Below are 26,331 nucleotides of genomic sequence, written 5' to 3'. Positions count from 1 at the left end.
GATCTCGGTCAGGCCGTTCCCCCCACTGCGCGCCACAGAACTAATTGCTTGGTTCTCTTCGGTCCTTTTAAAGAAGGACTTCAGGATATGTTCCCCGGAAGGAGACACCCACACAATAGAAGCGGGCGGATCCGGCCGCGCAATAGACAATCGGAGCACCAAGATCAGCTCGCTACCCGGATATCTTCCACCGCGGCTTCGCTATGGACGCGACACGCCCGGGCCGGTTTCGACTATGAGGATCTCGGGGCCGCCCGAGTATCCGGGCAGAGGCCGGATGATGGCGCGAATCCACCCGCCCCGCATCAAGCCACGATAGCGCGCCAATTGCGGCGCAAACCTGCGGTCCGCCGCATAGCGGGTATAGTGGCTGAACACCGCAAAATCGGCATGGCAGGTCGTCAGCTTCCGAGCGTCGACATACCCGATGTCGACGACGGGATTGCCGCGACGAAGCCGTTCTACGCGCGAGTAGCGGATGTGGCCGCCAAGCGCTTGACGTGCGTCGATGCAGCCGGCCGCCCCTACGGGGAAGCGGAGCTGCCAGGGCCCTCGAAACAAGTCGAAGGCGGCGTGTTCGACCAGGATGCTGGAACCTGGCGGCACATGGTCACGCACCCAGTGCGCCGCGATCTGGCGCGTGTCGTTGAGCCGTTCGCGCGTGTTGGCGTAGGTCGTCGCCAGCATGGGAAGCGCGACCAAGGCCGCGCCTATCCACGCAAAATGGCGTGCATCGGGCCCGAAGCGACGTTCGCCGAGATCGGCGATTGCGCCGATCGCATAGGCGATGCCAAGCGCCGCAAAGGGTAGCAGTGGCACCACCCAGCGTTCCCACACCAGGGCCTGGGCGCAAATCACCACCAGAAACATAAGGAATCCGGGCAGCGCGGCGGCGCGGACCTGCGCCTGGTCGCGGGCCATGGCGACGAGGCCGACTGCGGCTAGGATTAGCCCGGCACTGCCGAACGATCGCAGTAGCGGATGCGCGGCATACCAGCCGAGATTGGAAAGGAAGCCAGCCCCGGTCGAGCCAGGATGCGCGGATCGTGCTTCACCGCCAAGATCGAACAGCACGGTTGGATAATCGATCAACAAATAGGGCGATACGCAAAAGAGCGTGACGGTCGATACACACGCGAGCAGCGCAAGATGGGCAAGCGCGCGGCGATCAAAGGCGATGCGCGACAGACCGGCGCACGCGGGACTGAACACCACCACTGCCGCGGGCCATTTGGTCGCGCAGGCAAGCCCGACGCACAGTCCCGCAAGGACGTAGTCACGACACCGTCCGTCGCGCGCGATGGCGAGCGCGCGGAGCGTTGCCAACAGCATGAAGACGCTCGCCTCGACATCGGTGCGGATGACCTGGGAATATTGGATGTGCACCGCGTTGATCGCGAGAAAAAAAGCGGCGAGCAGACCGATGCGGCGATCGGCGATGCGTGTGCCGATGCGGTAGGTCAGCCAGACGCAAACCACGCCCGACGCGACGATCAGCAAGCGCCCCGGCAGGAAAATGATGCCGGGATCGGCATAGACCGCGCTGACAAAGGCGTGTGCATCGGCGAAGCGTCCGGTGACGATGCCGGCCGCAGCGGCGAGATAGCTGGTCAGCGCCAGGCCATAGAGCGTCGTCGTGCCCGGATGGCCGAACCAGCCGGGATTGAGAGTGTGATCGCGCAGCATTTCGAGGGCGGTCATCACGAACAGCGGCTCATCGGGATCGTTGAGCGCGGGCAGGCCGAAACCGACGGAAGCGAGGCGCAGGCCTGCGGCCAGCAGTAGCACCGCAGCCACTGCCGCACCCCGGGCGACGCGCAGCGATCGGGCGGTTATGACAGGGCCTCCAACCGCATCGATCGAGGCGCTGGGTTTCGCCAGGAGGGGGCATCGGCCAGCCTGATCACATTGAAGTCGCCGATCATGCCTGCTTGCTCCCGGCGAAGCTTACCCGGCTATGCCAGAAGTAGCTGCCGACGATCAGCACGGCCGTGAAGCCCAACTGGGCGATGACCGGCGGGATCGCGGCAAACTCGACGAGCACCGGCAGCGCCGCCCAATTGGCGGCGTAGTTGAACAGATAGAAGCTTGAAAAAGCGCTGAACTCGCGGGCGATGTTGCCACGGGTGCGAAACACGCCGAGCTTGTAAGTTGCGAAGGCGAAACAGAGGCTGACCGCTTGGGCGATGCCCAATGCGAGGAGATAATGCCGTTGCAGCACGGGGGTGCTCCACAACAGCACAGGGTATAGGGCCAGACCAAAGGCGGTGTTCGCGGCACCGGCGGCGACGAAGCGCAGGGGGCGCTGAGCGTGTTTGGCGCGGGCGCGGATCACAGATCCTCCAGCAGCTCGATCCGCATATTTTCGCGCAGAACGTCGCGCGGCAGGAAGGGCGACAGATCCTCCAATGCGGGCGAGGTGATGCGACCGTCGGCGTGTTGCTTCGCACCAAGCTTGGGGGCGAAGGGAACATGCTCGTCGATCATGATTTCGCACAGTACAGGACCGTCGGTAGCGAGAGCCCCGGTGATCGCCGCGTCCAGATCGGCATGGCCCGTGGCGCGAAAATACGCGAAATCAAAGGCTGCCGCGATCTTGCTGAAATCGGGAAAGGTCACGTTACTCTTGGGTCCGCCGCCGACCTCCTCGCCATTGAAGAAGTTACGCTGCGTCTGAAAAACCGAGACGTAGCCGTTATTGTTGAGCAGGAAGACCTTTACCGGCAGGCGGTTGCCCGCGATCGTCTGCATTTCCTGCAGGTTCATCATGATGCTGCCGTCGCCCGCGATGCAGATGACGCGCTGTTCGCCACCCGTCGCGGTGCACACACCGATCGCGGCGGGGAGATCGTACCCCATCGTCGCGCACCCCGAATTGGTCCAGATGCGCTGGCCACGTTTGATCTCGGCCGCCTGGAAGCTGACCACGCACGCACTGCCGTTACCGGTGACGACGATGTCGTCCTGGCCCAGGGCCCCGAACAGCTTTTCCATTGCCACATAGGGGTGGTTGGCGGGGCCATGCGCGTGATATTCCGGCAGCACCGCCGGGAAGCGGCGCACGCGTTCGCGCGACCAGGCCAGCCACTCGCGCTGCTGTACGCTTGGCCCCTCATAAGGCGCAGCGAGCAGGGCGGGGATGAGGTCGGCCAGATCGGCCACCACCGGCATGTCGGGCACGATGGTCGGCTTGCGCAGTTCGACCGGATCGATGTCGACCCAGATCTTGTACGCCCCCCGCGCGAAGGTTTTCCAATTATAGCTCACCTGACGGATGTTGAGGCGACTGCCCAGCACCAGCAGCAGATCGGCGCTTTGCGTTACCATGTTGCCGCCGCGATCGCCCACGGTGCCGGGCCGCCCGGCATAAAGCGGGTGGGCATTCCACAGCACATCGTGCGCGTTCCAGCCGGTCACGACGGGTACGCCGAGCCTTTCGATCAGCGCGAGGAATGCAGCATAGGCACCGCTCAACCGCACGCCACCGCCCGCGAAGACCACCGGCCGCTCGGCCGCCTGGAGTTTTTCCAGGATCGTTGCGGCGGTGGCGGCGAGATCGGCGTGCTTCCACGGCTCGTCCAGCTCGGCCGGATCGAAGCCCGGCAGCGTGTCCGGGTCGATCGGTGCCGCTTGTACGTCGAGCGGAATGTCGAGCCAGACCGGGCCGGGCCGCCCGCTGGTGGCAAGGTAGAGCGCCTTTTCGAGATGGTAGCGGATCGTGCCCGGATCGGTGACCATCACGGCATATTTGGTGATCGGGCGGACGAGTTCCTCGATATCGAGTTCCTGGTCGCCGAACTGCCGGAGCGGCAGGCCCGTCGAGCGCACGGTCGTCTCGTTCTTCACTTGCCCCGACAGGACGAGCATGCCGATCGAATCGACCCACGCGCCGTAAACGCCGGTGATCGCGTTGGTGCCACCCGGGCCCGAGGTGACGTTGACCACGGCCAGCCGGTTGGTGAGGCGGTAATAGGCCTCCGCCGCCATTGCGAGCGCCTGTTCGTGATGGGTGAAGACCGTCTCGAGCGCTGGATGTGTACCGAGCGCATGGTTGAGGTGCATCGCGCCGCCGCCGGTCAGCATGAAGACGTGGCGCAGGCCCTGCATGGCGAGGCGCTCGGCCACCCAGGTGGAGAGTTTCATCGTAGTCATGGTTTCCATCCATTCCAGAGCGCGGTGCGCCGGATCGCCTCGTCGAGGCCAATTGTCGGCGCGACGCCGAGCTGTTCGCGTATTCGTTCGGTCGACGGGACGTAGCGGCCCGGGTTCCAGCCGGGGTCGGGGCGGCCGAGGATTTCGACCCCCGGCGAACCGAGGATCGCCGCGGTGCGCTGCGCCAACGCTGCGATCGAGACCGCTTCTTCGGACCCGACATTGCAGACCATGCCGGGCTTGCCCGCCAGCAGCAGTGTCCACAGCCATACCGTCAGGTCCGCGGCATAGAGGTAGGAGCGCACCGCCTCGCCCGAGCCTTCGACGCGGATCGTGCGCCCTGCCATTGCATCGCGGACGAAGTTGCCGGCGGCGAAATGGATGTCGAGCGAGAGGAGCGGGCCCAGCAATGCGAAGATCCGAGCGCCGACCACGTCGAGCCCGAATTGCTTGCCATAGATCGCGCAGAGCATTTCGGCGGCGCGCTTGCCCTCGCCATAGGCCGATCGCGGATCGAGCGGATCGGGCGCGCCATGCCAGGTTTCACTAACATGCGCGATATCCCCAGGCTGGGCACCATAGACCGCCCCCGAACTGAGGAAGAGCACGCGCTGCGCGCCGCAAGCGACCGCAAGATCGAGCGCGTTGCGCGTGCCCTGGACGATCGTGTCGAACATTCGCCTCGGGTCCTGAGCGTTCAGCGCGGCGCTGGCGTCGGTGGCGGCGTGGATGATGTGCGTGAAGGCACCTGTGGGTGGCGCGAAATCGAGCACGTCGCCGCTTATGCAGTGGAAGCGCGCGGCGAGGTGCGGCGCGCGCGCGGCAAATTCGGCGGGATTGCGGCTGAGCAAGGTCACGTTTACGTCGACCGGCGCGCGCGCGAGGGCCTCCAGCATCCAGCGGCCGATAAAGCCGGTGCCGCCGGTGATGAACAGATGCGCGCCTTCCAGCCGCGGCCAGAGCGGTGCGAGCGCGGTATCGACCGCAGCGAGATCGGCTTCGAGGATCATGCCGGCTGCAGGCCCAGGCTGGGTCGCTGCGTCAGGTGGGCGCGAACAACCAGCGCGATGCTGTCGATCGCGAGTGCCCAGACGATCAGGATGATCAGTCCGGGCCGGACGAAATGACCGAGCGCAATGCCGAAGCTTGCCGTAACGGATTGTCCGCTCAGCCAGCTTGTCCCCGGCACCTCGAGAATGGTGGTGAGGGTACGGTCGGCAACGATGCATAGCAGATAGGCGCAGATCAGCGCGACGATCGGACCGCCGCGCCGCCAGGGCTCGAGGAAGACGAGGAACAGCAGGAAAGTCTGGGTATAACCGCCCGGAGACTGGGCGATGAGATACGCCCCGAGCAATAGCGTGGCGATGCGGTGTGCGGACACGGCGCGCGGCTGAAGCCATACACCGGCGAGCGCAAGCAGGGCCACCAACTGGCTGGTGCGGATCGCGATCGGCACGATCGTCTCGATCGTCTCGATGGTGCGCGAAGGTATGTACGTGAGGATCGGCATCTGCGACGCGCGGATCAGCAGCAGCGGGGCGTAGCTCGTCGAATAATGGACTTCGTTCCACACTTGCCCGCTCTGGAACACGAGCCAATTCGCGGTGTTGGCGGCCAATTCCCCAGGCGTGCCGCTGCCGACAACGGCAAGCGTGGCAAGATACAGCAGCACCGTGGCGATACCTGCCAGCTCCAGCGCGCGCCATTTGCGCTTTACCGCCAGCGCGGCGACCGGCAGCAGCAGATAGGGTTTGAAGTTGATGGTCGCCGCGGTCGCCGCATAGCGCCAGCGCGCGCCGATCCTGAGTGGGCCATGCGCCAGCATGAAGCAGGCAAAGGCCACCAGGATCAGATTGCCGCGTTCCAGCGTGAACAGCAGCGGTAACCCAAGGCCGATGGCGATGGTCCGCATCGGTGCGGTCCGCGGATCGGCGCTGCGGAAGCTGAGCCAGGCAAGCGCCACGTCGAGCAAATAGAAACCGACGATGACCCCGCGCCCCAGCCAATCACAATCGCGCGCGTAGAAAGGCGAATTGAGATAGCAGCCGGGCAGGCTGAACGCGTCGAGAAACACGAAGGATAGCGGCGGATAGATGCTGCGCCACACATCATAAGTACCGGGGTTGTTCGCCCAATAGGCGGTGTTGAACCAATCCATGAAGGTGTCGTTGGTATCGAACACGAAGGGTTGCGGCAGGTAACCGAGGACGCCGAACTGCCATGCCGTGCAGGCGACGCTCGCCAGTACGGTGAGCGCGAGCAGCGCTTCCGGGATCAAGGCAAGGTGGCGACGCATCAACTCGCGTGGACGGTCGGAGCGGTTGCGCGGGTTGCCGGGAAGTTGATCCGTTCGCTTTCCAGCACCAGCGGAGCACCGCGCGTCCGTTCGGCGATGACGCGGACTTGCTCGCCGATCAGGCCGATGAACAGCATCAGCACGGCGAACATCGCCAGCGCCAGCGCGGCTGCCAGGACTGACCAGACGGGGCCGCCGACGAAGGCCGCAGCAATCGAGCCGAGCGTGAGCAGGATGGCAAGTGCACCGGTGCCGAGCGCAATGAGGATGGGAGCGCGCAACAGTGTCTTCGCGGATCCGGCCAGCCCGGACAGGGCAAAGGAGGCGAGCGCGGCGACATCGTTCTTCGACGTACCCGCAGCGCGTGCCGGGCGATCGACGGGCACCAGCGCCAGACGGTAGCCGCTTTCGACCACCATCCCCCGGAAAAAGGGTTCCGGCTCGTTCCAGGTGGCGAGCGTATCGACCACCACCCGGTCGAACAGGCCGAAACCCGTAACGCCGGGGATCAGCGGATAGTCGCTGATCCGACCCAGTACCGCATAACCAAGCTGCCGGACCGGCCCGAGCAGGCCCGCGCCTTCCTCCGAGCGGCGTTGGCCGAGCACGATCTGCGCCCCTGCGCGCCACAGCCGCAGAAATTCTCCGATCATTTCGGGCGGATCCTGAAAATCCGCGCACATGCCGATCACCGCCGCGCCGCTCGCCTGGTAAATGCCGTAGGTTGGCGAGCGCATTTGCCCATAGTTGCGGGTGTTGAAGATGGCGCGAACCCGCGGTTCCGCAGCGCACAGGTCGCGGATGATATCGCGCGTGCCGTCGGTCGAACCATTGTCGATCAGGATGATCTCGTATGAGTGCGCATGGCGGGCGGCCTCGGCACCCACCGCCCTGCAAATCGCAACGACATTCTCTGCTTCGTTGAAGCAGGGAATCACGATCGACAGTTCGGGGGTGCCTCGGCCGCTCATCGGTCTGCATTCCGGGGGGCAAGACGCAGACCGGTGGCGGGTGCATAAATTTCGGTGAATGCGGCGCAAAGCAACACGAGCAGCAGCACCGCCACCGCCGGGATGTTGTACTTGCGATCGGGGTCGAGCCGCGGCGCTTCGATCATCTGGACGTCCGATGCGGTCTCGGCGGCGAGTGCATCGACCGCGACCTCTTCGGAGGAACGCGCGTAGACTTCATACAATGCCTGCGCGAAGCGATAGTCGCGGTAGAGATCGAGATATTCGCCCGACATGGCGGAAAGACCGGCAACGTTGGGACCGGCGGCTCCGGCGGCGGGGGCGGTGGTGCCGGCAATCTGCGCGCGTAACGCGGAAACTTCCGACTGCACCGACTGGAGTTGCGGGTTTTCAGCACCCTGGAAGCGTTGCAGCGTTTCCAGTTCGACCTGTTTCGCCTGGAGTTGGGCCTGGAGCCCGGCGCGCAGCGTGAGTTCCGCACCCAATTGCGCTTCGGGCTCGGCCAGCTTGTTGCGGCGGCGGAAATCGCTGAGCGCCGCTTCGGCCTTGGCCGCGCGGACGACGGCTTCCTTGAACCGCCGCTCGACCACCGCGCGCTTGCGCCGCACCCGATCACGACCGAGCGCGTTGATGCGCTCGCCAATGGCCTGGACATAGGCGCGCGTCAGCCGCTCGGCCAATTGCGGGTCATGCGTGCGCGCGGTGATTTCGAGGATGCCGCCGGTGAGCGAATGCACGTCCATGTCGCGGTCGAGCGCCCTTTCGGCCTTGGCGTGGTTGGCGTAGCCGCCTGGACCAACCAGCCCGAGGCGGGCGATCACCGAGTCGCTGACTTCGCCGCCGCGACCGATCGCCAGATACAGGTCGATTGGGGTCTTCGCGCTGCCGAGCAATGCCGCAAAGCCTTGGAGCTGGCTGCCCGCTGCGCCCATCGACGAACTGAGCCCGATCGAGCTGCCATCCTGCGGCACGATCTTGGCGCGGGCTACGTAAGGCTGCGGAAAAACACAGAGAATGGCGAGCAACACAGCGAGCACGGCATACGCGATCCGCCGATTGCGGGCATCGTGCCGCAGCGACACGAGGCCGCTCCCGATCGTCATCGCGCGGCTCAATTCAGCAGCGCGGCGATGGTGGCCGCCCCGGTCAGTCCGCCGAACAGGCTGCTGGTGATGTCGCGCATCCGCGCCCAGAATTCGCCGCGATTGGAATCGATCGGCACGTAAATCAGGTCGCCGGGCAACGCTGCCTCGCGGAAGATCCGCTTGCGGTTGGAAAGCACGGTGCCATTGGCGCGGACCACGAACACCCCGGTCTTGTCGCCAAGCTTCTGCACACCGCCTGCCGAGTGAACGAAGTCGCCGATCGTCATGCCGCGGCGATAGGCGAAGGACGCCGGGCTCGGCACAGCGCCGAACACACCGACCGTCACCGGCTGCGGCGGGATGTAGATGCTGTCGTTATTCTCCAGAATAAGATCGGCGGGCAGGGTGGTCGCCGTTACCGGCAGGTCGAAGACCAGGCGACCATTCGGCTCGCGCTTGCGCAATTGCTCGACGATCGACTGGATGAGCGCGACATTGCCCACCTGGGCCGAGCGGGCGTGGTCGACCGAGACCAACGGCTGGGTCGAAAGCTGGAGCTCCATATCCTTGACCGCGCGGTCAAAACTCGCGCGTTGTTGCTGACGGACGCTGTCGCGGGTGATCACGCTCGCATAAGGGAATGCCCCCGCGGTGAGGCCACCCGCTTCGGCGAGCGCCGCGCCCAAATGCGCACCGGGTTGCAGATAATAGCGCCCGGGCTTCGCCACTTCGCCGGTTACGGTGACGAGCACCGATTGCCGTTCGAGCGGGCGGGCGAGCCCTAGGTTGGTAAGCACGCGGACGATGTCGCCGCGCTGTGCAGGGCGCGCGCGCGCTTCGGCGGGCGTCAATTGCTGCCAGCCGGCATCGCGCTGCCCCAGCGAATCGAGCACGAGTAAGCGGCTGTTGTCGGCAACGGTGCTGACGCCACCGGCATAGAGGATCGCGTCCTGCAAGCTTTCGCCCGCGCCGACTTCGAAGATCGCCTGGCGGTTGATCGCGCCGACCACCGCCACTTGCGGGCCTGCGGGGGCAATATAGATGACGTCGCCATTCTGGAGGGGCGCGTCGCCGCTTTTGTCGCCTTTCAGCAGCAAGTCGTACAAGTCGAAATCAGAGATGAGCTTGCCCGCGCGCCGCAACTGAATCGAGCGCAGGCTGCCACCGGCGGCGGGTCCGCCCGCTGCCAGCACGGCGTTGACCAGGGTCGCGAGACTGCTGACCGAATAGGAACCTGGCTGGTTGGCGAAGCCGGTAACATACACGGTGATGCCGCGCAGCCGCACCACGGTCGTTTGCAAATCGAAGCCGCGATACTGGCGTGCGATCTGGCGGGCGATGACGTCGTGCAACTCGGCGTAGCGCACACCTGCCACCGTGATCCCGCCCACCCGGGGTACGAAGATGCGGCCTTCGGTGTCGACGGTGAGCCGCAAATTGGATGCCTGAACCGATCCGCTCAAGCTGATCTGGATCTGATCGCCGGGATTGAGCCGGTAATCGTCTGGCACTGCAACCGTCGGTGGGGCCGAAAAATCGCGGGCACCGGGGGTCAGCAATTCTGCGCCGAAGCGCCGGACCGGCATACCCGCTGCTTCGGACACGTAACTCTCGAATGGACTGGGCGGCGCGGCATGGGCGCGTGGGCCCGTCTCGGGCTTGGTCGCGCCGGACGGCTCGTTCGCCTCGGGCGGCGGACTATCGATAACCGCTGGCTGAAATCCCGCCGTGTTGGTTTGCGGGGGGATCGCGGTCTGGGCCGCCGCAGCGCTTCGCGGTTGTGCGGTGGCATCCTGCGATTGCGCCGCCACGGGCGACAGCAACTGCGCCATGCCCGAACCGGGTGCCAGAATCAGCGCCAGGGCGATTGCGGTAGAAGAGGCGAACAGCGGGCGGGCGGTCGTCATGCGGCAATGCCTTCCGCGTCGGCCAAGGCGCTCCCGACGCCCAGCAAGAGCGCCGATGCGCTGTCCCACAAAGCCGGGGTGGCAGCGGCGAGAACGCCCGCACTGTTCGATCCGACGCGATAGGGGCGGTGATCCCAATGCCGGATTTCGCCGCCGGCTTCGGTCAGAAACACCGCACCTGCGGCGTGGTCCCAGGGGAGGATGCGCTGGAACAGCGTGATATCATTCTGTCCGAACGCGACGCGCGGATAGCTTTCGGCCGCACACCGCGGGATCGGTGTCAGGTCAAAGCGCCGACTGGCGCTTGCCTGCACGCGTGCGCGCTGCACCGGTGCCAGGAACTGCGTGCCGAGCGCCGCGATCGGACGCGCGCGTCCGGACGGGGTGGTGCGCACGCGGGCACCGTCGCACGTCGCGCCCCTGCCGCGCTCGGCATGGCAAAGCCGGTCGCGCAACGGATCGAGCATCCAGCCAGCCAGCGGTACGCCGTTTTCGACCAGCGCGATCATGAGGCCGAACGGTGCCTCGCCCCGCGCGAAATTGGCGGTGCCGTCGAGGGGATCGATCAGCCAGACAAGCCCGGTACCGATATTGTCGAGCAGTTCGGGTGCATCCTCGACCGCTTCCTCGCCAACAATTCGCGCACCCAGACCCAGCGCTTCCAGGCCATCGCGCAGGCGAAGCTCCGCCTCGCGATCAGCACGCGTAACGATTTCGCCCGGGCGCTTTTCCTCAATGTCGTGCGGTGCCAGCGCGCGGAAGCATGGCATCACCACCGCTTGTGCCACCTCGCGGAGCAGCGCGGAAACCTGTTCGCGAAGCGCCATTGCAGATCAGGCCGCCACGCTGGTCTTTTGATCGAACGACGCGCGGGCGCTGCGCTCCCGCATCATCCGCAAGCGGGCGAGGTCTTCGTCCGCAATCGTCGCATAATAGTCGCGCTTGTTCTCCAGCCAGGCGAGCTCGAACGCCACGGCATTGGCAATCGCGGCTTCGAAGCGCGGATGCTCGGCGGTGGCACCATCGAACACGACCTTGCGCGTTTCGAACCGGTCGAGCCGAACCTTGCGGATTTCGCGCAGCGCAGGCCCGGCCTCGACTGCTACCGACCCGCCGACGACCAGTTCCAGATCCGCTGCAGCGCAGGCGCGCGCGACCGACAGCACCGCATCGGTGATCTGACGATCGTTGATCGCGCCGCGCGGCAGGCCTCGCGACAAGGTGAAATCCACCCGGCCGAACACCACGCCATCCAGATCGGCACCCGCCAGCGGCAGCATCGCCTCCAGGTTGCGAAGCGTCGTATCGGTCTCGAGATTGAACAGGAACTTGGCGCTCGCGGGCTCAAGGCCATAGGTCTTGCGCTTGGCCTCGATATATTTGGTGAGCGCATAGGGGGTCTCGATCATCGGCGCGATGATGTGGTCGACGCCGTACAGGCGCGATGCCAGCAAATCGGAGATCGCCTCGCAGCCGCCGATTTTGAGCGCGACTTTCAAGCCCGCGGCGCGGGTGAGGTGCAGCAGGCGAAGAAACTCGTCGGGACGCGTGCCTTCGGCTTCGAATTCGGCCTTGACCGCGACCACGCCAAATTCGTCCCGGCCCCTTTTCAGCATGTCGAGCATGCCGCGTTCGGTGATGTTCAAGGTGGCTTCCCTCTCGATCCGCAGGTGGTTGTCGGGACAGAGACGGAGCCTCGCGGGGGAACCCGTAAAGCGTTTTTCGCCCGGTCGCGGATCGGCCAGCAATTACGGGTTCTGCACGGGCGCTCCGTCTTCGCGCTATGCCGCTCGCCTTGACGCTTTGCCCGTGCCTGTTGCTGATCGTCGCGCCGATGCCGACAGCGGAAGCCGGTGGCGGCCTTCCCGCCGGCAATGACGCGGCCTTTCGTGACCGCATGATGGATTGGTCGGCAGCACAGGCCCCGCCGATCCTGAATGCTCCATTGGCGACCCTCGGTTTGCCCCGCCTGTCGTCGCGTTTCGGCGTTCGCGAAGACCCGTTTCACGCGGGACACGCGCTGCATAAGGGGATCGACATACCGGGTGCCTTGGGGTCGGCGGTGCGCGCTGCCGATGCAGGCACCGTGCGGTTTGCCGGTGTCGCGGGCGGCTATGGCAATCTGGTGGAGATCGTCCATGCCGGCAATCTCGAAAGCCGTTATGGACATTTGTCGCGCCTGCTTGTCCACGACGGGGAGAGAGTCGAACGCGGGGAAGTGATCGCGCTGATGGGATCGAGCGGGCGATCGACCGGCAGTCATCTGCACTTCGAGGTGCGATTGAACGGGCAGGCCGTCGATCCGCTTGGCATGTTCGGGGCGGTTGCGCAGAGCGAAGGAACGGCCTCCCCCGCCGCTGCGCCGTCGCATATCTCCGCCTTTGCGCGGGCGCGCGATCGGGCGGCGGCGGTGCGGTAAGTTCATCGCTGGCCGATGCAGCACCGGACGTGCCCATTGCCGCCCGTTCCATGCAGGGACTTGGCAACGCATGGCCATGCACTCTAGAGCCGATGCCACTCGACGTCGTACGGTGCCGGTGCCGCCAACCCATCGCGGCGGCGGACGTATGCGCAGCATGGCGATGGAACTTGGCTCTCGAAATGGATGCAGAACGGCACAATAGCGGGCTGCAACTCCTGATCGTCAACGAGCGTGCGCGTCTGTTGCGCTTTCTGGCGGTGCGCGGCGCGGGCGACGAAGCCGAGGATGTGCTGCAGGATTTGTGGCAACGCGTCGCGCTGTCGACCAGCCAGCCTGTCGTCGATCCGATCTCCTATCTCTTTCGCGCGGCCGAGAACCTGATGCGCGACCGGCACCGCTCGAATGTCAGCCGCGAGCGGCGACAGCAGGATTGGCACAGCACCGGCGATACCCCGCAGGATGTGCCTGGCGGCGAACGCGTGCTGATCGCGCGGCAGCGGTTGCGCGAAGCCGACGCCGTCCTCGCCGCCTTGGGGCCGCGGGTCGATCGGGTGTTTCGGAGCTATCGCCTGGAAGGGGAAAGCCAGGCATCGATTGCAAAGACGTTGGGGGTGAGTTTGAGCTCGGTCGAGAAGGATTTGCAAAAGGCGTATCGGGCCTTGGCGGCGCTAAAGGTAAAGTTGGATGCGGAATGAGCGCTACCACTCCGTCATTAGGGGGATATGGTCATGAACGCGCCTGAATCTGCAACGGTCGAGGAAACCGCGCGCCGCTGGGTGATCCGGGTTCACGACGCGTCCTTTGCGGATTGGGACGGCCTCACCGAATGGCTCGAACAGGATCCCGCGCATCTTGCGGCCTATGATGCTGCGGTCGACGACGACCATTGGGCGGAGGAGGTGCTGCGCAGTGCGCCACCGCCGGTCGCTCTTGGAGGGCGTCCGCGCACGCATCGGCGCTGGGCGCTGGTCGGCGGCGGTGCCGCTGCCGCTGCCGCGTTGGCGGTCGTTGGTGCCTGGGTCACGCTCTTCCCTGCCGACCACAAGCAGGAGATTGCGACCGGGCCGGGCCAGCACCGCACCTTCGCGCTCGCCGATGGCTCAACCGTGATCCTGAACGCCAGTACACGTCTCACCTTTGATGCAAGCAAACCGCGCGCGGTGACGCTGGTTGCGGGCGAAGCGCTGTTCACCATCCGCCACAATGCGCGCGATCCGTTTGTGGTGACGGCGGGGGGGACGCGGCTGGTCGATGCGGGCACGGTGTTCGACGTCGTCCATGATCACGACGCGCTTGAGGTTGCAGTGGCGCAAGGGGCGGTGGTGTACGCGCCCGGCAAGGACAACATCCGCCTTGATGCCGGCGCGAACCTGACGCGCCCAACGGCTACCGCAAAACCTCGACTCGGCAAAGTCAGCCCCGACGGCATTGGGGGCTGGCGGACTGGCCATTTGCAGTATGACGATGTGTCGCTCGATCGGGTTGCGCGTGATCTGAGCCGCAATATCGGCGAGCCGATTCGTATCCCCGACATTGCCGGGCGCATGCGATTCAGCGGAACCTTGATGCTGGCAGATTCACCCGAGCGCACGCTCGACCGCGCCGGACCGCTGCTGGGTGTTCGCTTTACGCGCGGGAAGGACGGATGGGCGATGGCCGCGGCCGATGCGGATCGGTAACAGGGTCTGGCCGCTTGCGGCGATCGGCATGGCGACACCGGCCTTGGCGCAGGAGCGCGCCGCAGCGGTCGATGTCCGCTCTGCACCCCTGGCGCAGGCGGTGCGCGCGCTGAGCCTGCAGACCGGTGCCAGCATCGGTTTTCGGGAGCCTCGCCTCGGAACGATCGGCGTGCGCCGGGTGCAGGGGCGGTTGACGGCAGAACAAGCGCTCGCTCGCATGCTCAAAAAAACCGGCCTGCAGGCCCGGCGGGTCGCATCGGCGACCTATCTGGTCGAGGCGGCTCCCGCCGCAGTTCCTCGCGCGCCACGGGCCATGCCCGCAGCGGCCCGCCCGCCGGCAACCCGCCCTGCTACGGAGCCGGAGCCCGAACCCCAGGATATCGTGGTGACGGGGTCGAAGCGCGACATCCCGCTCAGCGCCTATCCCGGTGGCGTGCAGATCCTCGATGGCCGCAGCCTGAGCGCGGCGGCGGCGGCGCGCGGCAACGATCTGCTGGAAATGCGTGTCGCCAGCGTCGCATCGACGCACCTCGGCCCTGGGCGCAACAAACTGTTCATCCGCGGTATCGCCGATTCGAGCTTCGTCGGGCCGACCCAGGCGACGGTTGGCCAATATTGGGGCAATAGCCGCATCACCTACAGCGCGCCCGACCCGAGTTTGCGGCTGTACGACGTCGAGCGGGTCGAGGTGCTGGAGGGGCCACAGGGCACGCTGTACGGTGCCGGATCGCTCGGCGGCGTCGTGCGCGTCGTGCCGCGCGCGCCCGATCTCACCGCGTTCGGCGGGCAGGCGTGGGGCGGCGTGCAGGCGGTGCAGCATGGCGGCTTGGGAGGTGACGGCGGTGCCATCTTGAACCTGCCCGTGGCACCCGACCGCGCGGCGCTGCGCGCGCTGTTCTTTGCCTCCACCGATGCCGGATATATCGATGACGTGAAACGCGGGTTGAAGGACGTCAATCGCGTGCGGACGCTTGGGGGGCGGCTTGGCGTTCGGATCGAACCCGGCGATGGATGGACCGTCGATATCGACGGGGTCGGCCAGAGCATTCATGGAGACGATGCGCAATATGCCGATCGCGGGGGCAACGGCCTGACGCGCGCCAGTTCGATCGCGCAACCTTATGACAACACCTACGGCCTGGCCGAACTGGTTGCGCGCAAGCAATGGGGCACGCTCGATTTCACCGCGTCGCTTGGCTATACTCGGCAGAAGGTTGCCGAGATCTTCGAAGGGCAGGAACTGTCCGATCCCGCGCGACCGGCGCTCGCTCCGTCGATAAACAGCGCTATTGCCGCTTTCGGGCAGACCAATCAGATCGAGATGGTGTCAGCTGAGGGTCGGCTGGGACAACGCGGTCGCGACGGCACCGGGTGGGTTGTCGGGCTAAGCCTGCTCGGGAACACCGCGACCGTAAATCGCCGGATGTATGTCGACACCGGCCCGGCCGCCTCCGGCGTGCCGCTGACCGGCGTCCGGAACATGGTTCAGGAAGCGACGGTCTATGGCGAGGGTACCGTCAAACTGCTGCCCCGACTGACGGTCACGCTCGGCGGGCGCGCCACCACCTCGCGGCTCTCGGGCAAATCGCTGGACGTCGTGCAGCCGGTGGCGCTGCGGGTGGAGCCGGGGGCTGAGGCATCGCGCAGCGAATCGCGCTTTCTGCCGTCGGCGGCGCTGGCCTATCGCATTGGCGATGCCTGGACGCTGTTCACGCGGTATCAACAAGGCTTCCGCCCAGGCGGGATCGCGGTGCGGCAGGACTTCATCCAGCATTTTAACGCCGACCGCCTCGGTACGCTGGAAGGAGGATTGCGTTGGCGCGCCCACCGGCTGGACGCCAACATCGGAATCGCCTGGACACGGTGGACCAATATTCAGGCCGATTTGATCGACGGCTTTGGGTTTCCGACCACGTCGAACATCGGCGACGGACGGATCCTGTCGATCGGGATGGCCTCGAAATGGCGACCAGTCGACGGACTGGAACTGGAGGCTTCGCTCTATCTCAATAGCAGTCGGGTCATCCGTTCCTCGCCGTTCCTGATCAGTCTCGAAGGTGCCAATCTCGATTCGAGCCGTTTGCCCAACGTGGCCGATGCGAGCGGTCGCGTCGGTGCCACCTACGAGCGCCGCGTCGCTGGCACCCCCGTCCAAGCGACGGGCTTCGCTCGCTATATTGGCCATTCGACGCTCGGCGTCGGCACGGTGTTGGGAAAGATCCAGGGCGCGTATTGGGACACCGGGACCGAGCTTCGCATCGGTCCGCCGCGTTTCGGGATCAGCCTGGCGGTCACCAATCTGCTCGATATGCGCGGCAACCGCTTCGCTTACGGATCGCCGTTCCTGCTGCGCGACCACGACGAAATCACCCCACTGCAGCCGCGCAGCGTCCGCCTGGGATTCGATCTGGCTTTCTGAGCGCCGCTGCGGTGGCGAGGCGGGTTCTTGCCATGGACCGATTACGGGCTCGTCCCGGTGCCTCCGTCTTCAAGCCAAAGACCCAGTAGCGGAGTTGAGATGCGAACCGTGATTTTGGCCGGGGGGCTGGGCAGTCGGCTCGGTGAGGAAACTGCCGTGCGGCCCAAGCCGATGGTGGAGATCGGCGGTATGCCGATCCTGTGGCACATCATGAAGATCTATTCTGCTGCAGGGCTGAATGATTTCGTGATCTGTCTTGGTTACAAAGGATATTTGATCAAGGAATATTTCGCCAACTACTTTCTCCACACCTCCGACGTTACCATCGATTTGCGCAACGGAAACGGGATGGAAATCCATTATGCGCGCAGCGAGCCGTGGCGGGTGACCCTGGTTGAGACAGGGGCATCGACGATGACGGGCGGACGGTTGGCGGCAATCCGGCCGTATCTCGATCCCGACGAACCGTTCTGTTTCACTTATGGAGACGGTGTTGCCGATATCGACGTTGCGGCGCTGGTGCGCTTTCACAAGGCGCACGGCCTACGCGCCACGATCACCGCAGTCTCGCCACCGGGACGCTTTGGTGCGCTCGAGTTCGATAATGGGCGCGTGACCGATTTTCGGGAAAAACCGGCTGGCGATGGGGGGCAGATCAACGGCGGCTTCTTTGTCGCCGATCCGTCGGTGCTCGATTTGATCGATGGACCCGATACGGTGTGGGAAGCCGAGCCGCTCGAGCGCCTGGCCCGCGGTGGCGAGCTGATGGGCTATCGTCATGAGGGCTTTTGGCAGCCGATGGATACCTTGCGCGACAAGCTCTACCTCGAGGATCTGTGGAAAGCGGGCAACGCACCGTGGAAGCGCTGGTGAACGACATCTGGAAGGGCCGCCGCGTTCTCGTCACGGGCCATACCGGCTTCAAGGGGAGTTGGCTCAGCCTCTGGCTGGAGGCGCTCGGGGCGAACGTGACGGGGCTGGCCTTGGCTCCTCCCACCGATCCGAGCTTGTTCGCGGCGGCGCGCGTGGCGTCGCGTGTGACGCACGTCGAGGGCGATGTGCGGGACCCTGCCGTGGTGCGGGCGGTGGTTGAGGCAGCCCGTCCGGAGATCATTTTCCATCTCGCCGCGCAGCCGCTGGTCCGGCATTCCTATGATGACCCGGTCGGAACCTATGCGACGAACGTGATGGGTACGGTGCATGTGCTCGAAGCCGCCCGGCTGGTATCCGGGGTTGGCGCGATCGTGTGCGTGACCAGCGACAAATGCTACGAGAACCGCGAATGGATCTGGCCGTATCGCGAGACCGACGCGATGGGCGGTCACGACCCCTATAGCAGCAGCAAGGGGGCGGCAGAGTTGGTCATTGCGGCCTATCGTCGGTCCTTCTTCACCGGGCATGGCCCTGCGCTAGCATCGGTGCGGGCTGGCAATGTTATCGGCGGCGGGGACTGGGCGGCGGACCGGCTGGTACCCGATCTGGTCCGGGCGTTTGCAACCGGGACCCCGCCGCTGATCCGCTCTCCAGACGCGGTGCGACCGTGGCAGCATGTGCTGGAAGCGCTGGGGGGCTATCTGGCGATCGGCGAACGCTTACTGGAGGGCGACATGGGCTTTGCCGACGGCTGGAATTTCGGGCCCGCCGATGACGACGCCCGCCCGGTGTCATGGATCGTCGAGCGGATGCGTGCGGCTTGGGGCGAGGCGGCAGACCAGCCTGTGGTCGATCGGCGTCCACTCCCGCATGAGGCGGGATTGTTGCGGCTGGACTGTTCGAAAGTCCGCGCCGCGCTCGGCTGGAGACCGTCGCTGACGCTCCATCAGGCACTGGAATGGGTCGTCGCCTGGCACCGGGCGGTGGCGGCGGGGCAAGATGCGCAGGCCGTGACACGCGCACAGATTGCCCGCTATGTAGAGGTCTCTGCGGTCCGGGAGCTGGCTTGACGGGGAAGGTGTTGCGCTTGCGCCCCCGCCGGGCAATTCTTGCGCGGCGGTTTCGTTTGGGACATGCGGGCAACCGCGTCGTCGATGCGCGCCTGGCCGGCTTGACGGCGAGCGTGTCGCGCCAAGCGACTTCGGGAGAGGGTTCGAGTGTCACAATACCCCGGAGCGAGCGCAGGAGCCCATGAGGCAACCGCCCCAACGGTCATCGTCGTCGACGATGATTCGATGGTGCGCGCGGCGATGGACTCCCTGTTTCGTTCGATCGGGCTGCAAACCCTGCTTTTCGACTCCGCCCAGGCGCTCTTCGAACATCCACGTCCCGCCGGTCCCACCTGCCTCGTCGTGGATATTCGCCTGCCGCGCATGAACGGCATGGAAATTCAGGCGAAGCTGGCGGAGCGCGGCGATCACGCGCCGATCATCTTTATCACCGGCTATGGCGACATCGCGATGAGTGTTCGCGCGATGAAGGCTGGGGCGGTGGACTTCCTCGCCAAGCCATTTCGCGATCAGGACATTCTCGACGCGGTCGAAGCTGCGCTGGAGCGGGATCGTAAACGGCTGGCCGCCGAAAATGCGCTTCATGCGGCAGGCCAGCGTTACGCCACGCTAACCCACCGCGAAACGGAGGTAATGGGACTCGTGGTTGCCGGGTTGATGAACAAGCAGATTGCCGGCCAGCTGGGCCTCAGCGAAATCACGGTAAAGATGCACCGCGGTTCTATGATGAAGAAGATGGGGGTTCGCACGATCGCGGATCTGGTTCGCGCAGCCGCGCTTGCCGAGGGGCGTACCTCTTCTGCCTAGACCTTCGTATGGTTTCCGCTTTGAACAACGGCTTCTAAAGTTCGTGCGTCGGCATCGCTCCGACCGGGAAAGTTGATGCAGGACAGAGCGCGGACGGTTGCCATAGTTGAAGACGACGAGCTCGTGCGTTTGGCAACCGTCAGCTTGGTGCGGTCGCTCGGGCTGGAGGTGGCGGAGTTTCCTTCGGCGCTCGCGTTTCTGGATTCGCCACCTGCGGAGCTGGGCTGCATCGTTTCGGACCTGCACATGCCGGGTATGTCGGGTGTGGAACTGCATGAGACGCTTCACGCGAATGGCAGCACTGTTCCTTTCATCCTGATGACCGCCTATCCCACCGAGCAAATCAAGGATCGCGCGGCAAGGGGTGGTATCGCGTGTCTTTTGGAAAAGCCGGGTGCAGCCGAAGTCCTTGCCGGCTATCTCGCCGATGTGCTTGGTCCGCTTGATTGAGCGGCGCACACGCTGCAGTTCCGCCGAACTGCAGACCGACGTAAAGCCGAAACCCATATCTAGGTATGATCAAACGGGCAGTCGGGCCGACCTAAATAGGCGATGATCGCGACCGGATAGCCGATGCAGTACTTGTTGTCCGGATCGCGGTCTTTCGATGTTCACCTCGTGCGTTCGCTTGCGAACACGATCAGAAAGGTCCGCCCATGCTCAAGCCAACACTTCTTTTCACCAGCCTCCTTGCGGTTGCTCTTGCTGGTCCAGTCTCCGCGCAGAGCGCCAAGCCCGTTTCTGTCAAGAATGGCGTCGTCACCACCAACCAATTCGTCAACACGCGCAAGGGTGGCGAAGAAGTCTCATGCGAGGACTTTCTCAGTCTGGCTGACAAGTTCAAGCCGCAAGCGGTTTCCTACGCCATCGGTCTGAACAAGGGGCGTGATCCCAAGGTCAAGGTCATCGACGTTACGGGGGTTGAAAAAATCGTGCCGGTCGTGGTCAGCACGTGCAAGTCGCGCCGTCACGGTGCGCTGCGCGATACGGTCAGCACTGTATTGTATCAGCGGTAAGGCCAAGGGCGGATCAGCGTTGCTGGTCCGCCCCTTTCGTGTGCGCGGGATCGCGCTTTCTGGGCTCGGTGCCGTTGGCGCAAGAGCTAGACGAACAGCGAAAAGAGTGTGCCGGGCGCGGCGTCATGCCACGCGTAAGAGGCGTTAAGCCGGGTTGCCATCATCTCAATCAGCCGCGCACCAAAGCCGGTCCCTTGAGGTGCGGCCCCCGCGACGATGCCGCGCCCCCGATCGGACACATCGAGGCGATATCCCCCGAAAGGCATCGCGGATAACGTAATCCATACGTCGCCCGGCTGCCCCGGCTGATAGGCATATTTGCAGGCGTTGCCGACTAGCTCGGACACCAGAATGCCCAGCGCGGTCGCGTCGTCGGACGAGACCGTAACCGGTTCGACACTGACGACGATATTGCGCCCCGCCGCCGGATCGGCGCAGCACTGCTGAAGATCCTCGCCCAGTGACTGCAAATACGCGGCCAGATCGACTGCGAGCGGATCGCCGGCCTGATAGAGGTGCCGGTGCACCCCCGCGATGGCCGCAATGCGGCGCTGAGTCATGGTGAGCGCCGCGAGCGCCAGGGGATCCGCCACGCGGCGTGCCTCGATCGACACCATTGCCGCGAGCAGTTGCAGATTGTTGGCGATCCGGTGATGGGATTCGTCCGCAACGGTCCGCTTTGCGGCAGGCGGAAGCACGGTGAACGCCGAGGGGGTGTTCAGCGTGAGAGTCGGCACAGGGGTCATTGGCGGAGTGCTCTCTTCAAACGGTGATGAGACCTGATCCTCCGTTTGCCGAGCATGCGCCATCATACGGACGTTTAGGCCGCATCCAGACGCTTTTGTAAGGACCGACAGGACGTGCGCCAGGGCCCGGTCCATCATACGGAAGTCTGGGGTCGGCACCTGCAGAGATGGCTAGCGCATATCCGTCGGTGGAATAGGGTCTGGCTCCGGTCGGCGGGGCGATGGCTCGGTCGGGCGATCGTTGAGACGAAGGGGAGACGCATGGTGAGCGACTTGGCCAAAACGCCGTCCGGCCTGATCTGCGTTATCGATGACGACAGTGCTGTGCGCGCCGCTATCGACAGCTTGCTGCGCTCGGTTGGCTTTAGTGTGTGTGCCTTTGAGTCACCGGACCAATATCTCGGGTGCGGGCGAGCGGAGGAGGCGGCATGCCTGCTGCTGGACATCCGTCTGAACGGCTTGAACGGTCTCGATTTTCAGCAGGAGCTGCTGGGGCGTCAGTTGCATGTGCCGGTGATTTTGATGACCGGGCACGGCGACATCCAGATGACGGTTCGCGGGATGAAAGCGGGGGCCGTCAACTTTCTGACAAAGCCCTGCAACGATGACGACATTCTTGCGGCGATCGATGAGGCCGTCGTGATCGATCGCGCGCGCCGCGCGGCGCGTTGCGAGGCGGAGGACGTTCGTCGCCTGTACGATACGTTGACGCCGCGGGAACGCGAGGTGATGAGCCTCGTCACGGCGGGTCTGCTCAATAAGCAGGTTGCCGGTCGCCTGTCGGTCAGCGAAATCACGGTCAAGATCCATCGCGGCAATATGATGCGCAAGATGCGGGCGCAGTCGCTCGCCGACCTTGTCCGGATGGCAGAAGGGCTGGGTGCCCGCGAAGTCACCGCCGCCAGGTTCGCCGCTTACGCCTGACGGCCCGCCGGGGACCGCAACTATCGTATAATTTGCCCGCCCGGCGGTCGGGGCTAGCCCGTTTCTCGAGAAGCAATCCAGCTTCAGCCCGGAGGCGCGACGCATGCCATTCCCAACTGTCGAACCATCCCGCCGCACCGTCGTGATGGGGTTAGGCGGGGTTGCAGCGGCGACGCTGCTGCCCTCGGCAGGCTTCGCGCAATCTCATTTCCCCCAGCCTCACGGAGATACGATCATGAGCAGTGGTTTTGTGAAGACCAAAGACGGTACCGAGATTTTCTTCAAAGACTGGGGCCCGCGCGATGCCCAGCCGATCGTCTTCCATCATGGCTGGCCGTTGTCGGCGGACGATTGGGACACGCAGATGCTGTTCTTCCTGCTCAACGGCTATCGTGTCGTCGCGCATGATCGGCGTGGCCACGGCCGTTCCACCCAGGTGTCGACCGGCAATGACATGGATCATTACGCCGCAGACGCATCGGCAGTGGTCGAGCATCTCGATTTGCGCAATGCGGTGCACATCGGCCATTCGACGGGTGGCGGCGAAGTGGCACGCTATGTGGCGCGCTATGGTGAGCCGCAGGGGCGCGTCGCCAAGGCGGTGCTGGTCAGCTCGGTGCCCCCGCTGATGCTCAAGACGCCGGGCAATCCGGGCGGCACGCCGATTTCGGTGTTCGACGGTTACCGCGCGGCACTCGCGGCGGGACGTGCGCAATTCTATCTCGATGTCGCGTCGGGCCCGTTCTACGGCTTCAACCGTCCGGGCGCGAAGGTCTCGCAGGCAGTGATCGACAATTGGTGGCGGCAAGGCATGATGGGCGGCGCACTGGCCCAATATGAAGGCATCAAGGCGTTTTCGGAAACCGACCAGACCGACGATCTCAAGGCGATGTCGGTGCCCACGCTCATCCTGCAGGGCGATGACGATCAGGTCGTGCCCTATAAGGATGCCTCTTTGCTGCAGGCCAAGCTGGTGCAGCACGGGACGCTCAAAATTTATCCCGGCTATCCGCACGGCATGTTGACCACGCATGCCGATGTGATCAATCCGGATCTGCTTGCCTTCGTAAAGGGCTGACCTTCCCGGCCATCGCACGCGCCATCGGGAATGATCGACCGGGTATTGTCTCCAATTGCCGGTTTGGTGTTCCCGCTGGGGCCGCGATGCGCTAGCGGAAAGGAATGCCTGCCAAGCGAAAGATCCTGGTAGTGGGGGGCGGCACGGCCGGATGCCTTGCCGCCGCCTATCTCGCTCGCTTCTTCGATGGGCGGATCGAGATCACGCTGCTGGAATCGCCCGACATCGGGATCATCGGGGTCGGCGAAGGCGCGTTTCCCACAATCCGCGCGACGCTGCAGTTCCTTGGCATCGATGAAGCGCACTTTTTGCGCGAGACATCGGGCACCTTCAAACAGGGTATCCGTTTCGACGACTGGCTGCACGCGCCGACCGCCGACGGGCGGCGACATCGTTACCTGCATCCGTTCGAAGCGCCGTTCCATACCGAGCGCACCAGCCTGGTTCCCTATTGGCTGTTGCAGGACGCGGCGAAGCGCGCGCCCTTTGCCGAAGCCATGACGATCCAGAATCGCGTCGCCGAAAGCGGCCGTGCGCCCAAGCGGGCCGATGAAGGCGCGTTCTCCGGGCCGCTCAACTATGCCTATCATTTCGATGCGGGCAAATTCGTTGAGATCATCGAACACCGCGCGGTCGAACTTGGGGTGCGGCACCTCAAAGGGTTGCTGACCGACGTCGCGCTGGCCGAGGATGGCAGCATCGCCCATGTCGCGACGCGCGAGCATGGCGCGTTGGAAGCCGATCTTTATATCGACTGTTCGGGCTTCCGCGCCGAGTTGATCGGCAAGGCGCTGGGCGCGCCGTTCAAGTCGGTGCGGGACCAATTGTTCACCGATCGCGCGCTCGCCTGCAAGATCGGTTACGATCGTGCCGATGCGCCGATCGAGAGTTTCACGATCGCGACAGCGCATCCGGCGGGGTGGACATGGGATATCGCGCTGGAGGGTGCGCGCGGCATCGGGTGCGTCTATTCCTCGGCGCATATGACCGACGATCGCGCCGCGGAGATGTTGCAGCGCTATATCGGTCACGATCGCTTTACTGCGCGCACCATCCCGTTTGAATCGGGCTATCGCACGCAGCAATGGATTGGGAATTGCGTCGCGGTGGGCCTGTCGGGGGGCTTTCTGGAGCCGCTCGAATCGACCGGCGTGGTGCTGGTCGAGGCGGCGGTGGCGATGATCGCCGAACTGTTTCCCCATACCGGGCCGATCGATGCGCCCGCGCGGCGTTTCAATGCGCTGATGGCGGCGCGCTATGACCGGATTATCACCTTTTTGAAGCTGCATTATTGTCTCAGCCGACGCGAGGAGCCGTTCTGGCGCGACAATATCGCCCCGGACTCGATCCCCGAGGCGCTGCGCGATCTGCTGGACCAATGGCGGCACCGCCCGCCCAACCGCTTCGATTTCCTGATCGATGTCGAAAGCTTCGCCTATTTCAACTATCAGTACATCCTGTACGGCATGGACTTCCCGACCGATCTTGCGGCGGGCCGGGGGGATTTTCCGGACGGGGCGGTTGCGGAAAAGATGTTCGCGCGCATCCGCAGCTTTGGCGAGCGCGCGGTTGCCGATTTGCCGACCAACCGCGCGCTGCTGCACGATATCAATGCCGGTCTGATGCTTCGCTAAAGGTTCCAGTCGATCTGCAGCCACGCTTTGTCGGTATCGGTCGCGAAGCTCCTTGCGCGATAGCGCGCAAAGCGTGCCGACAGCGTGTAGTGTTTGCGCCGGGCCGAAGCGATCAGGTCGAGCTCGTCGCCATAATGCTGATCGAGCCGGTCGCTGGCAAAACGGTGCCAGGTCGCGCCCAGAGTGATGGCGTCGAGCGGGCCGATGTTTTTCCAGCCATAGCCGATCGTCCCATAACCGTCGCGCAGGCCGTTTGGCGGCGTGGTCGCGAACTTGCTGGCCCAACCGTTGAACTTGAAGAAGGAGGCGAGTGGCGTTTGTACGCTGGTCAGCGCGATACCCTTGTCCGCGCCCAGCACCTCATAGCCGATCGTTGCGGTGAACGCCTTTATGCCGAGCGTCGCTTCGCCCAGCCAATAGCTCGCGGCATAACGATTGGGGTTGCGATGCCAGTTGCTTTGCCGCGCCCAGCTCGCACTATAGCCAAGCGAGATGTCGCGGGTGAGCGCAGCCTTGCCGGCAAAGCGCACGCCATAGATCTGGCTCGACAGGCGAAAGCCCTGCACGGCGCTGGCATCCTGATCGACGAGATAGGCGAAGCCGCTGACTGTGCCGATGCCGGTCGCATAGCCAAGTACCGCGAAGAGGTTGTTGCCGCCGATGTAGCGCGGCCGCGCGCCCGTCCCGTTGCTACCGTTCACGGTCTGCACGTTCCAGCTATAGGCGAGGTCCGCGGTGAGTCCGGTCGCCTTGCCCCATTGGAAGCGTGCGGCATCGAAGGTCTGCTCGCTTTGCCGCCATCCGGCTGACCCGACGAAGCGTTCGTCGACAAAGGCGAGGCGTTGCCGTCCCGTCGTCAGCGCCAGGCCATCCTTGCCCGCATAGCGCAATTGCGCGCGGTTGAGCTCGATATTCTCCGGATCGGCCACCAGCGGGTAGAGCGTCTTGCCGTTCAATCCGTCATTGTAGCCGTCGGCCAGCGCCAGCACGCCCTCGCCCTCGACGAGGGCGGACCAGCCGTTCCAGCTGGCGGTGACACCGGGGCGTATGCGCAGCGTCACCGCATCGGCATCGCGGGGCAATCCATCCTGGTCGATATGCTCGTAGCGCAGGCGCACGTCGGCGCTGGGGGTAACCGTAACCTCCTGGGCATGGGCGACACCCACCAACGACAGGCCGGCCGCTATCGCAAGCGCGGTCTTCATGGCGTTCTCCGAAAAGAAAAGCTTTGGCCCCACCGCCTTGGCGG

General features: G+C 64.7%; 24 protein-coding genes. 12 read left to right on the top strand and 12 right to left on the bottom strand.

Annotation, left to right across the window (positions count from 1 at the left end):
- Window positions 1-201: 201 nt before the first annotated feature.
- The 10 genes from EJC47_RS16770 to EJC47_RS16725 form a co-directional block, all read right to left on the bottom strand.
- Window positions 202-1,797, bottom strand: a complete 1,596-nt coding sequence (locus tag EJC47_RS16770; RefSeq protein ID WP_126849014.1) for an ArnT family glycosyltransferase — start codon at window positions 1,795-1,797, stop codon at window positions 202-204.
- 124 nt (window positions 1,798-1,921) lie between these two features.
- Window positions 1,922-2,335, bottom strand: coding sequence for a GtrA family protein (locus tag EJC47_RS16765; RefSeq protein ID WP_260591633.1), 414 nt, complete (start codon window positions 2,333-2,335; stop codon window positions 1,922-1,924).
- Window positions 2,332-4,152: a thiamine pyrophosphate-binding protein gene (locus EJC47_RS16760; protein WP_260591632.1), complete on the bottom strand. Its 1,821-nt coding sequence runs from the start codon at window positions 4,150-4,152 to the stop codon at window positions 2,332-2,334. Before EJC47_RS16760 ends, EJC47_RS16765 begins: the two co-directional genes overlap by 4 nt.
- Complete coding sequence (locus EJC47_RS16755; RefSeq protein ID WP_126849012.1) at window positions 4,149-5,162, bottom strand: NAD-dependent epimerase/dehydratase family protein; 1,014 nt, start codon at window positions 5,160-5,162, stop codon at window positions 4,149-4,151. Before EJC47_RS16755 ends, EJC47_RS16760 begins: the two co-directional genes overlap by 4 nt.
- Complete coding sequence (locus tag EJC47_RS16750; protein ID WP_126849011.1) at window positions 5,159-6,451, bottom strand: hypothetical protein; 1,293 nt, start codon at window positions 6,449-6,451, stop codon at window positions 5,159-5,161. Before EJC47_RS16750 ends, EJC47_RS16755 begins: the two co-directional genes overlap by 4 nt.
- Entirely contained in the window at window positions 6,451-7,422 is a 972-nt protein-coding gene (locus EJC47_RS16745; protein ID WP_126849010.1) for a glycosyltransferase family 2 protein, read from the bottom strand. Before EJC47_RS16745 ends, EJC47_RS16750 begins: the two co-directional genes overlap by 1 nt.
- A complete protein-coding gene (locus EJC47_RS16740; RefSeq protein ID WP_126849009.1) occupies window positions 7,419-8,525 on the bottom strand; it encodes a capsule biosynthesis protein in 1,107 nt (368 codons plus the stop codon). Before EJC47_RS16740 ends, EJC47_RS16745 begins: the two co-directional genes overlap by 4 nt.
- An 8-nt stretch (window positions 8,526-8,533) precedes the next feature.
- Entirely contained in the window at window positions 8,534-10,414 is a 1,881-nt protein-coding gene (locus tag EJC47_RS16735) for a polysaccharide biosynthesis/export family protein (RefSeq protein ID WP_126849008.1), read from the bottom strand.
- Complete coding sequence (locus tag EJC47_RS16730) at window positions 10,411-11,241, bottom strand: inositol monophosphatase family protein (RefSeq protein ID WP_126849007.1); 831 nt, start codon at window positions 11,239-11,241, stop codon at window positions 10,411-10,413. The genes EJC47_RS16735 and EJC47_RS16730 overlap by 4 nt, the downstream gene beginning before the upstream one ends.
- Window positions 11,242-11,247: 6 nt before the next feature.
- The gene (locus EJC47_RS16725) at window positions 11,248-12,060 is read right to left on the bottom strand and encodes an aldolase/citrate lyase family protein (RefSeq protein WP_231565115.1); all 813 of its coding nucleotides are present in this window, start codon (window positions 12,058-12,060) and stop codon (window positions 11,248-11,250) included.
- A gap of 149 nt (window positions 12,061-12,209) precedes the next feature.
- On the opposite strand from EJC47_RS16725, the gene EJC47_RS16720 reads away from it, so the two are divergent.
- From EJC47_RS16720 to EJC47_RS16680, 9 genes are all read left to right on the top strand, one after another.
- Complete coding sequence (locus EJC47_RS16720; RefSeq protein ID WP_260591631.1) at window positions 12,210-12,833, top strand: M23 family metallopeptidase; 624 nt, start codon at window positions 12,210-12,212, stop codon at window positions 12,831-12,833.
- Window positions 12,834-13,015: 182 nt separating this feature from the next.
- Complete coding sequence (locus EJC47_RS16715) at window positions 13,016-13,531, top strand: RNA polymerase sigma factor (protein WP_033965109.1); 516 nt, start codon at window positions 13,016-13,018, stop codon at window positions 13,529-13,531.
- 33 nt (window positions 13,532-13,564) lie between these two features.
- On the top strand, window positions 13,565-14,515 hold the full coding sequence (locus tag EJC47_RS16710) for a FecR family protein (RefSeq protein WP_185867704.1): 951 nt from the start codon (window positions 13,565-13,567) through the stop codon (window positions 14,513-14,515).
- The gene (locus tag EJC47_RS16705) at window positions 14,502-16,934 is read left to right on the top strand and encodes a TonB-dependent receptor domain-containing protein (protein WP_260591630.1); all 2,433 of its coding nucleotides are present in this window, start codon (window positions 14,502-14,504) and stop codon (window positions 16,932-16,934) included. The genes EJC47_RS16710 and EJC47_RS16705 overlap by 14 nt, the downstream gene beginning before the upstream one ends.
- A 99-nt stretch (window positions 16,935-17,033) precedes the next feature.
- Window positions 17,034-17,807, top strand: coding sequence for a glucose-1-phosphate cytidylyltransferase (gene rfbF / locus EJC47_RS16700; protein ID WP_126849003.1), 774 nt, complete (start codon window positions 17,034-17,036; stop codon window positions 17,805-17,807).
- Window positions 17,804-18,877: a CDP-glucose 4,6-dehydratase gene (gene rfbG / locus EJC47_RS16695; protein ID WP_260591629.1), complete on the top strand. Its 1,074-nt coding sequence runs from the start codon at window positions 17,804-17,806 to the stop codon at window positions 18,875-18,877. The genes rfbF and rfbG overlap by 4 nt, the downstream gene beginning before the upstream one ends.
- A gap of 147 nt (window positions 18,878-19,024) precedes the next feature.
- On the top strand, window positions 19,025-19,684 hold the full coding sequence (locus EJC47_RS16690) for a response regulator transcription factor (protein ID WP_033965115.1): 660 nt from the start codon (window positions 19,025-19,027) through the stop codon (window positions 19,682-19,684).
- A gap of 75 nt (window positions 19,685-19,759) precedes the next feature.
- Window positions 19,760-20,134 carry a response regulator transcription factor gene (locus tag EJC47_RS16685; protein ID WP_126849001.1) on the top strand — a complete coding sequence of 125 codons (375 nt, stop codon included), beginning with the start codon at window positions 19,760-19,762 and terminating at the stop codon, window positions 20,132-20,134.
- Between the two features lie 206 nt (window positions 20,135-20,340).
- Window positions 20,341-20,700, top strand: coding sequence for an HdeA/HdeB family chaperone (locus tag EJC47_RS16680; protein ID WP_033965117.1), 360 nt, complete (start codon window positions 20,341-20,343; stop codon window positions 20,698-20,700).
- Between the two features lie 86 nt (window positions 20,701-20,786).
- Here the strand turns inward: EJC47_RS16680 and EJC47_RS16675 are convergent, their stop codons facing one another.
- Window positions 20,787-21,584: a sensor histidine kinase gene (locus tag EJC47_RS16675; protein ID WP_081988725.1), complete on the bottom strand. Its 798-nt coding sequence runs from the start codon at window positions 21,582-21,584 to the stop codon at window positions 20,787-20,789.
- 123 nt (window positions 21,585-21,707) lie between these two features.
- Here EJC47_RS16675 and EJC47_RS16670 point away from each other — a divergent pair, with 123 nt between their 5' ends.
- The 3 genes from EJC47_RS16670 (at window position 21,708) to EJC47_RS16660 (ending at window position 25,082) form a co-directional block, all read left to right on the top strand.
- Window positions 21,708-22,370, top strand: coding sequence for a response regulator transcription factor (locus EJC47_RS16670; protein WP_126849000.1), 663 nt, complete (start codon window positions 21,708-21,710; stop codon window positions 22,368-22,370).
- Between the two features lie 235 nt (window positions 22,371-22,605).
- Window positions 22,606-23,448 (top strand): alpha/beta fold hydrolase, encoded by an 843-nt coding sequence (locus tag EJC47_RS16665; protein WP_126848999.1) that lies wholly within the window; start codon window positions 22,606-22,608, stop codon window positions 23,446-23,448.
- A gap of 104 nt (window positions 23,449-23,552) precedes the next feature.
- The gene (locus tag EJC47_RS16660; protein WP_033965119.1) at window positions 23,553-25,082 is read left to right on the top strand and encodes a tryptophan halogenase family protein; all 1,530 of its coding nucleotides are present in this window, start codon (window positions 23,553-23,555) and stop codon (window positions 25,080-25,082) included.
- Here the strand turns inward: EJC47_RS16660 and EJC47_RS16655 are convergent.
- Window positions 25,079-26,287, bottom strand: coding sequence for an alginate export family protein (locus tag EJC47_RS16655; RefSeq protein WP_126848998.1), 1,209 nt, complete (start codon window positions 26,285-26,287; stop codon window positions 25,079-25,081). The genes EJC47_RS16660 and EJC47_RS16655 overlap by 4 nt on opposite strands.
- Window positions 26,288-26,331: the final 44 nt, after the last annotated feature.

Origin of the sequence: Sphingomonas sp. TF3, from assembly GCF_003985085.1 — a bacterium.
Taxonomy (GTDB): Bacteria; Pseudomonadota; Alphaproteobacteria; order Sphingomonadales; family Sphingomonadaceae; genus Sphingomonas.
Note: the sequence above shows the minus strand (reverse complement) of the source record. Positions and strands in the feature narration are given on the sequence as shown.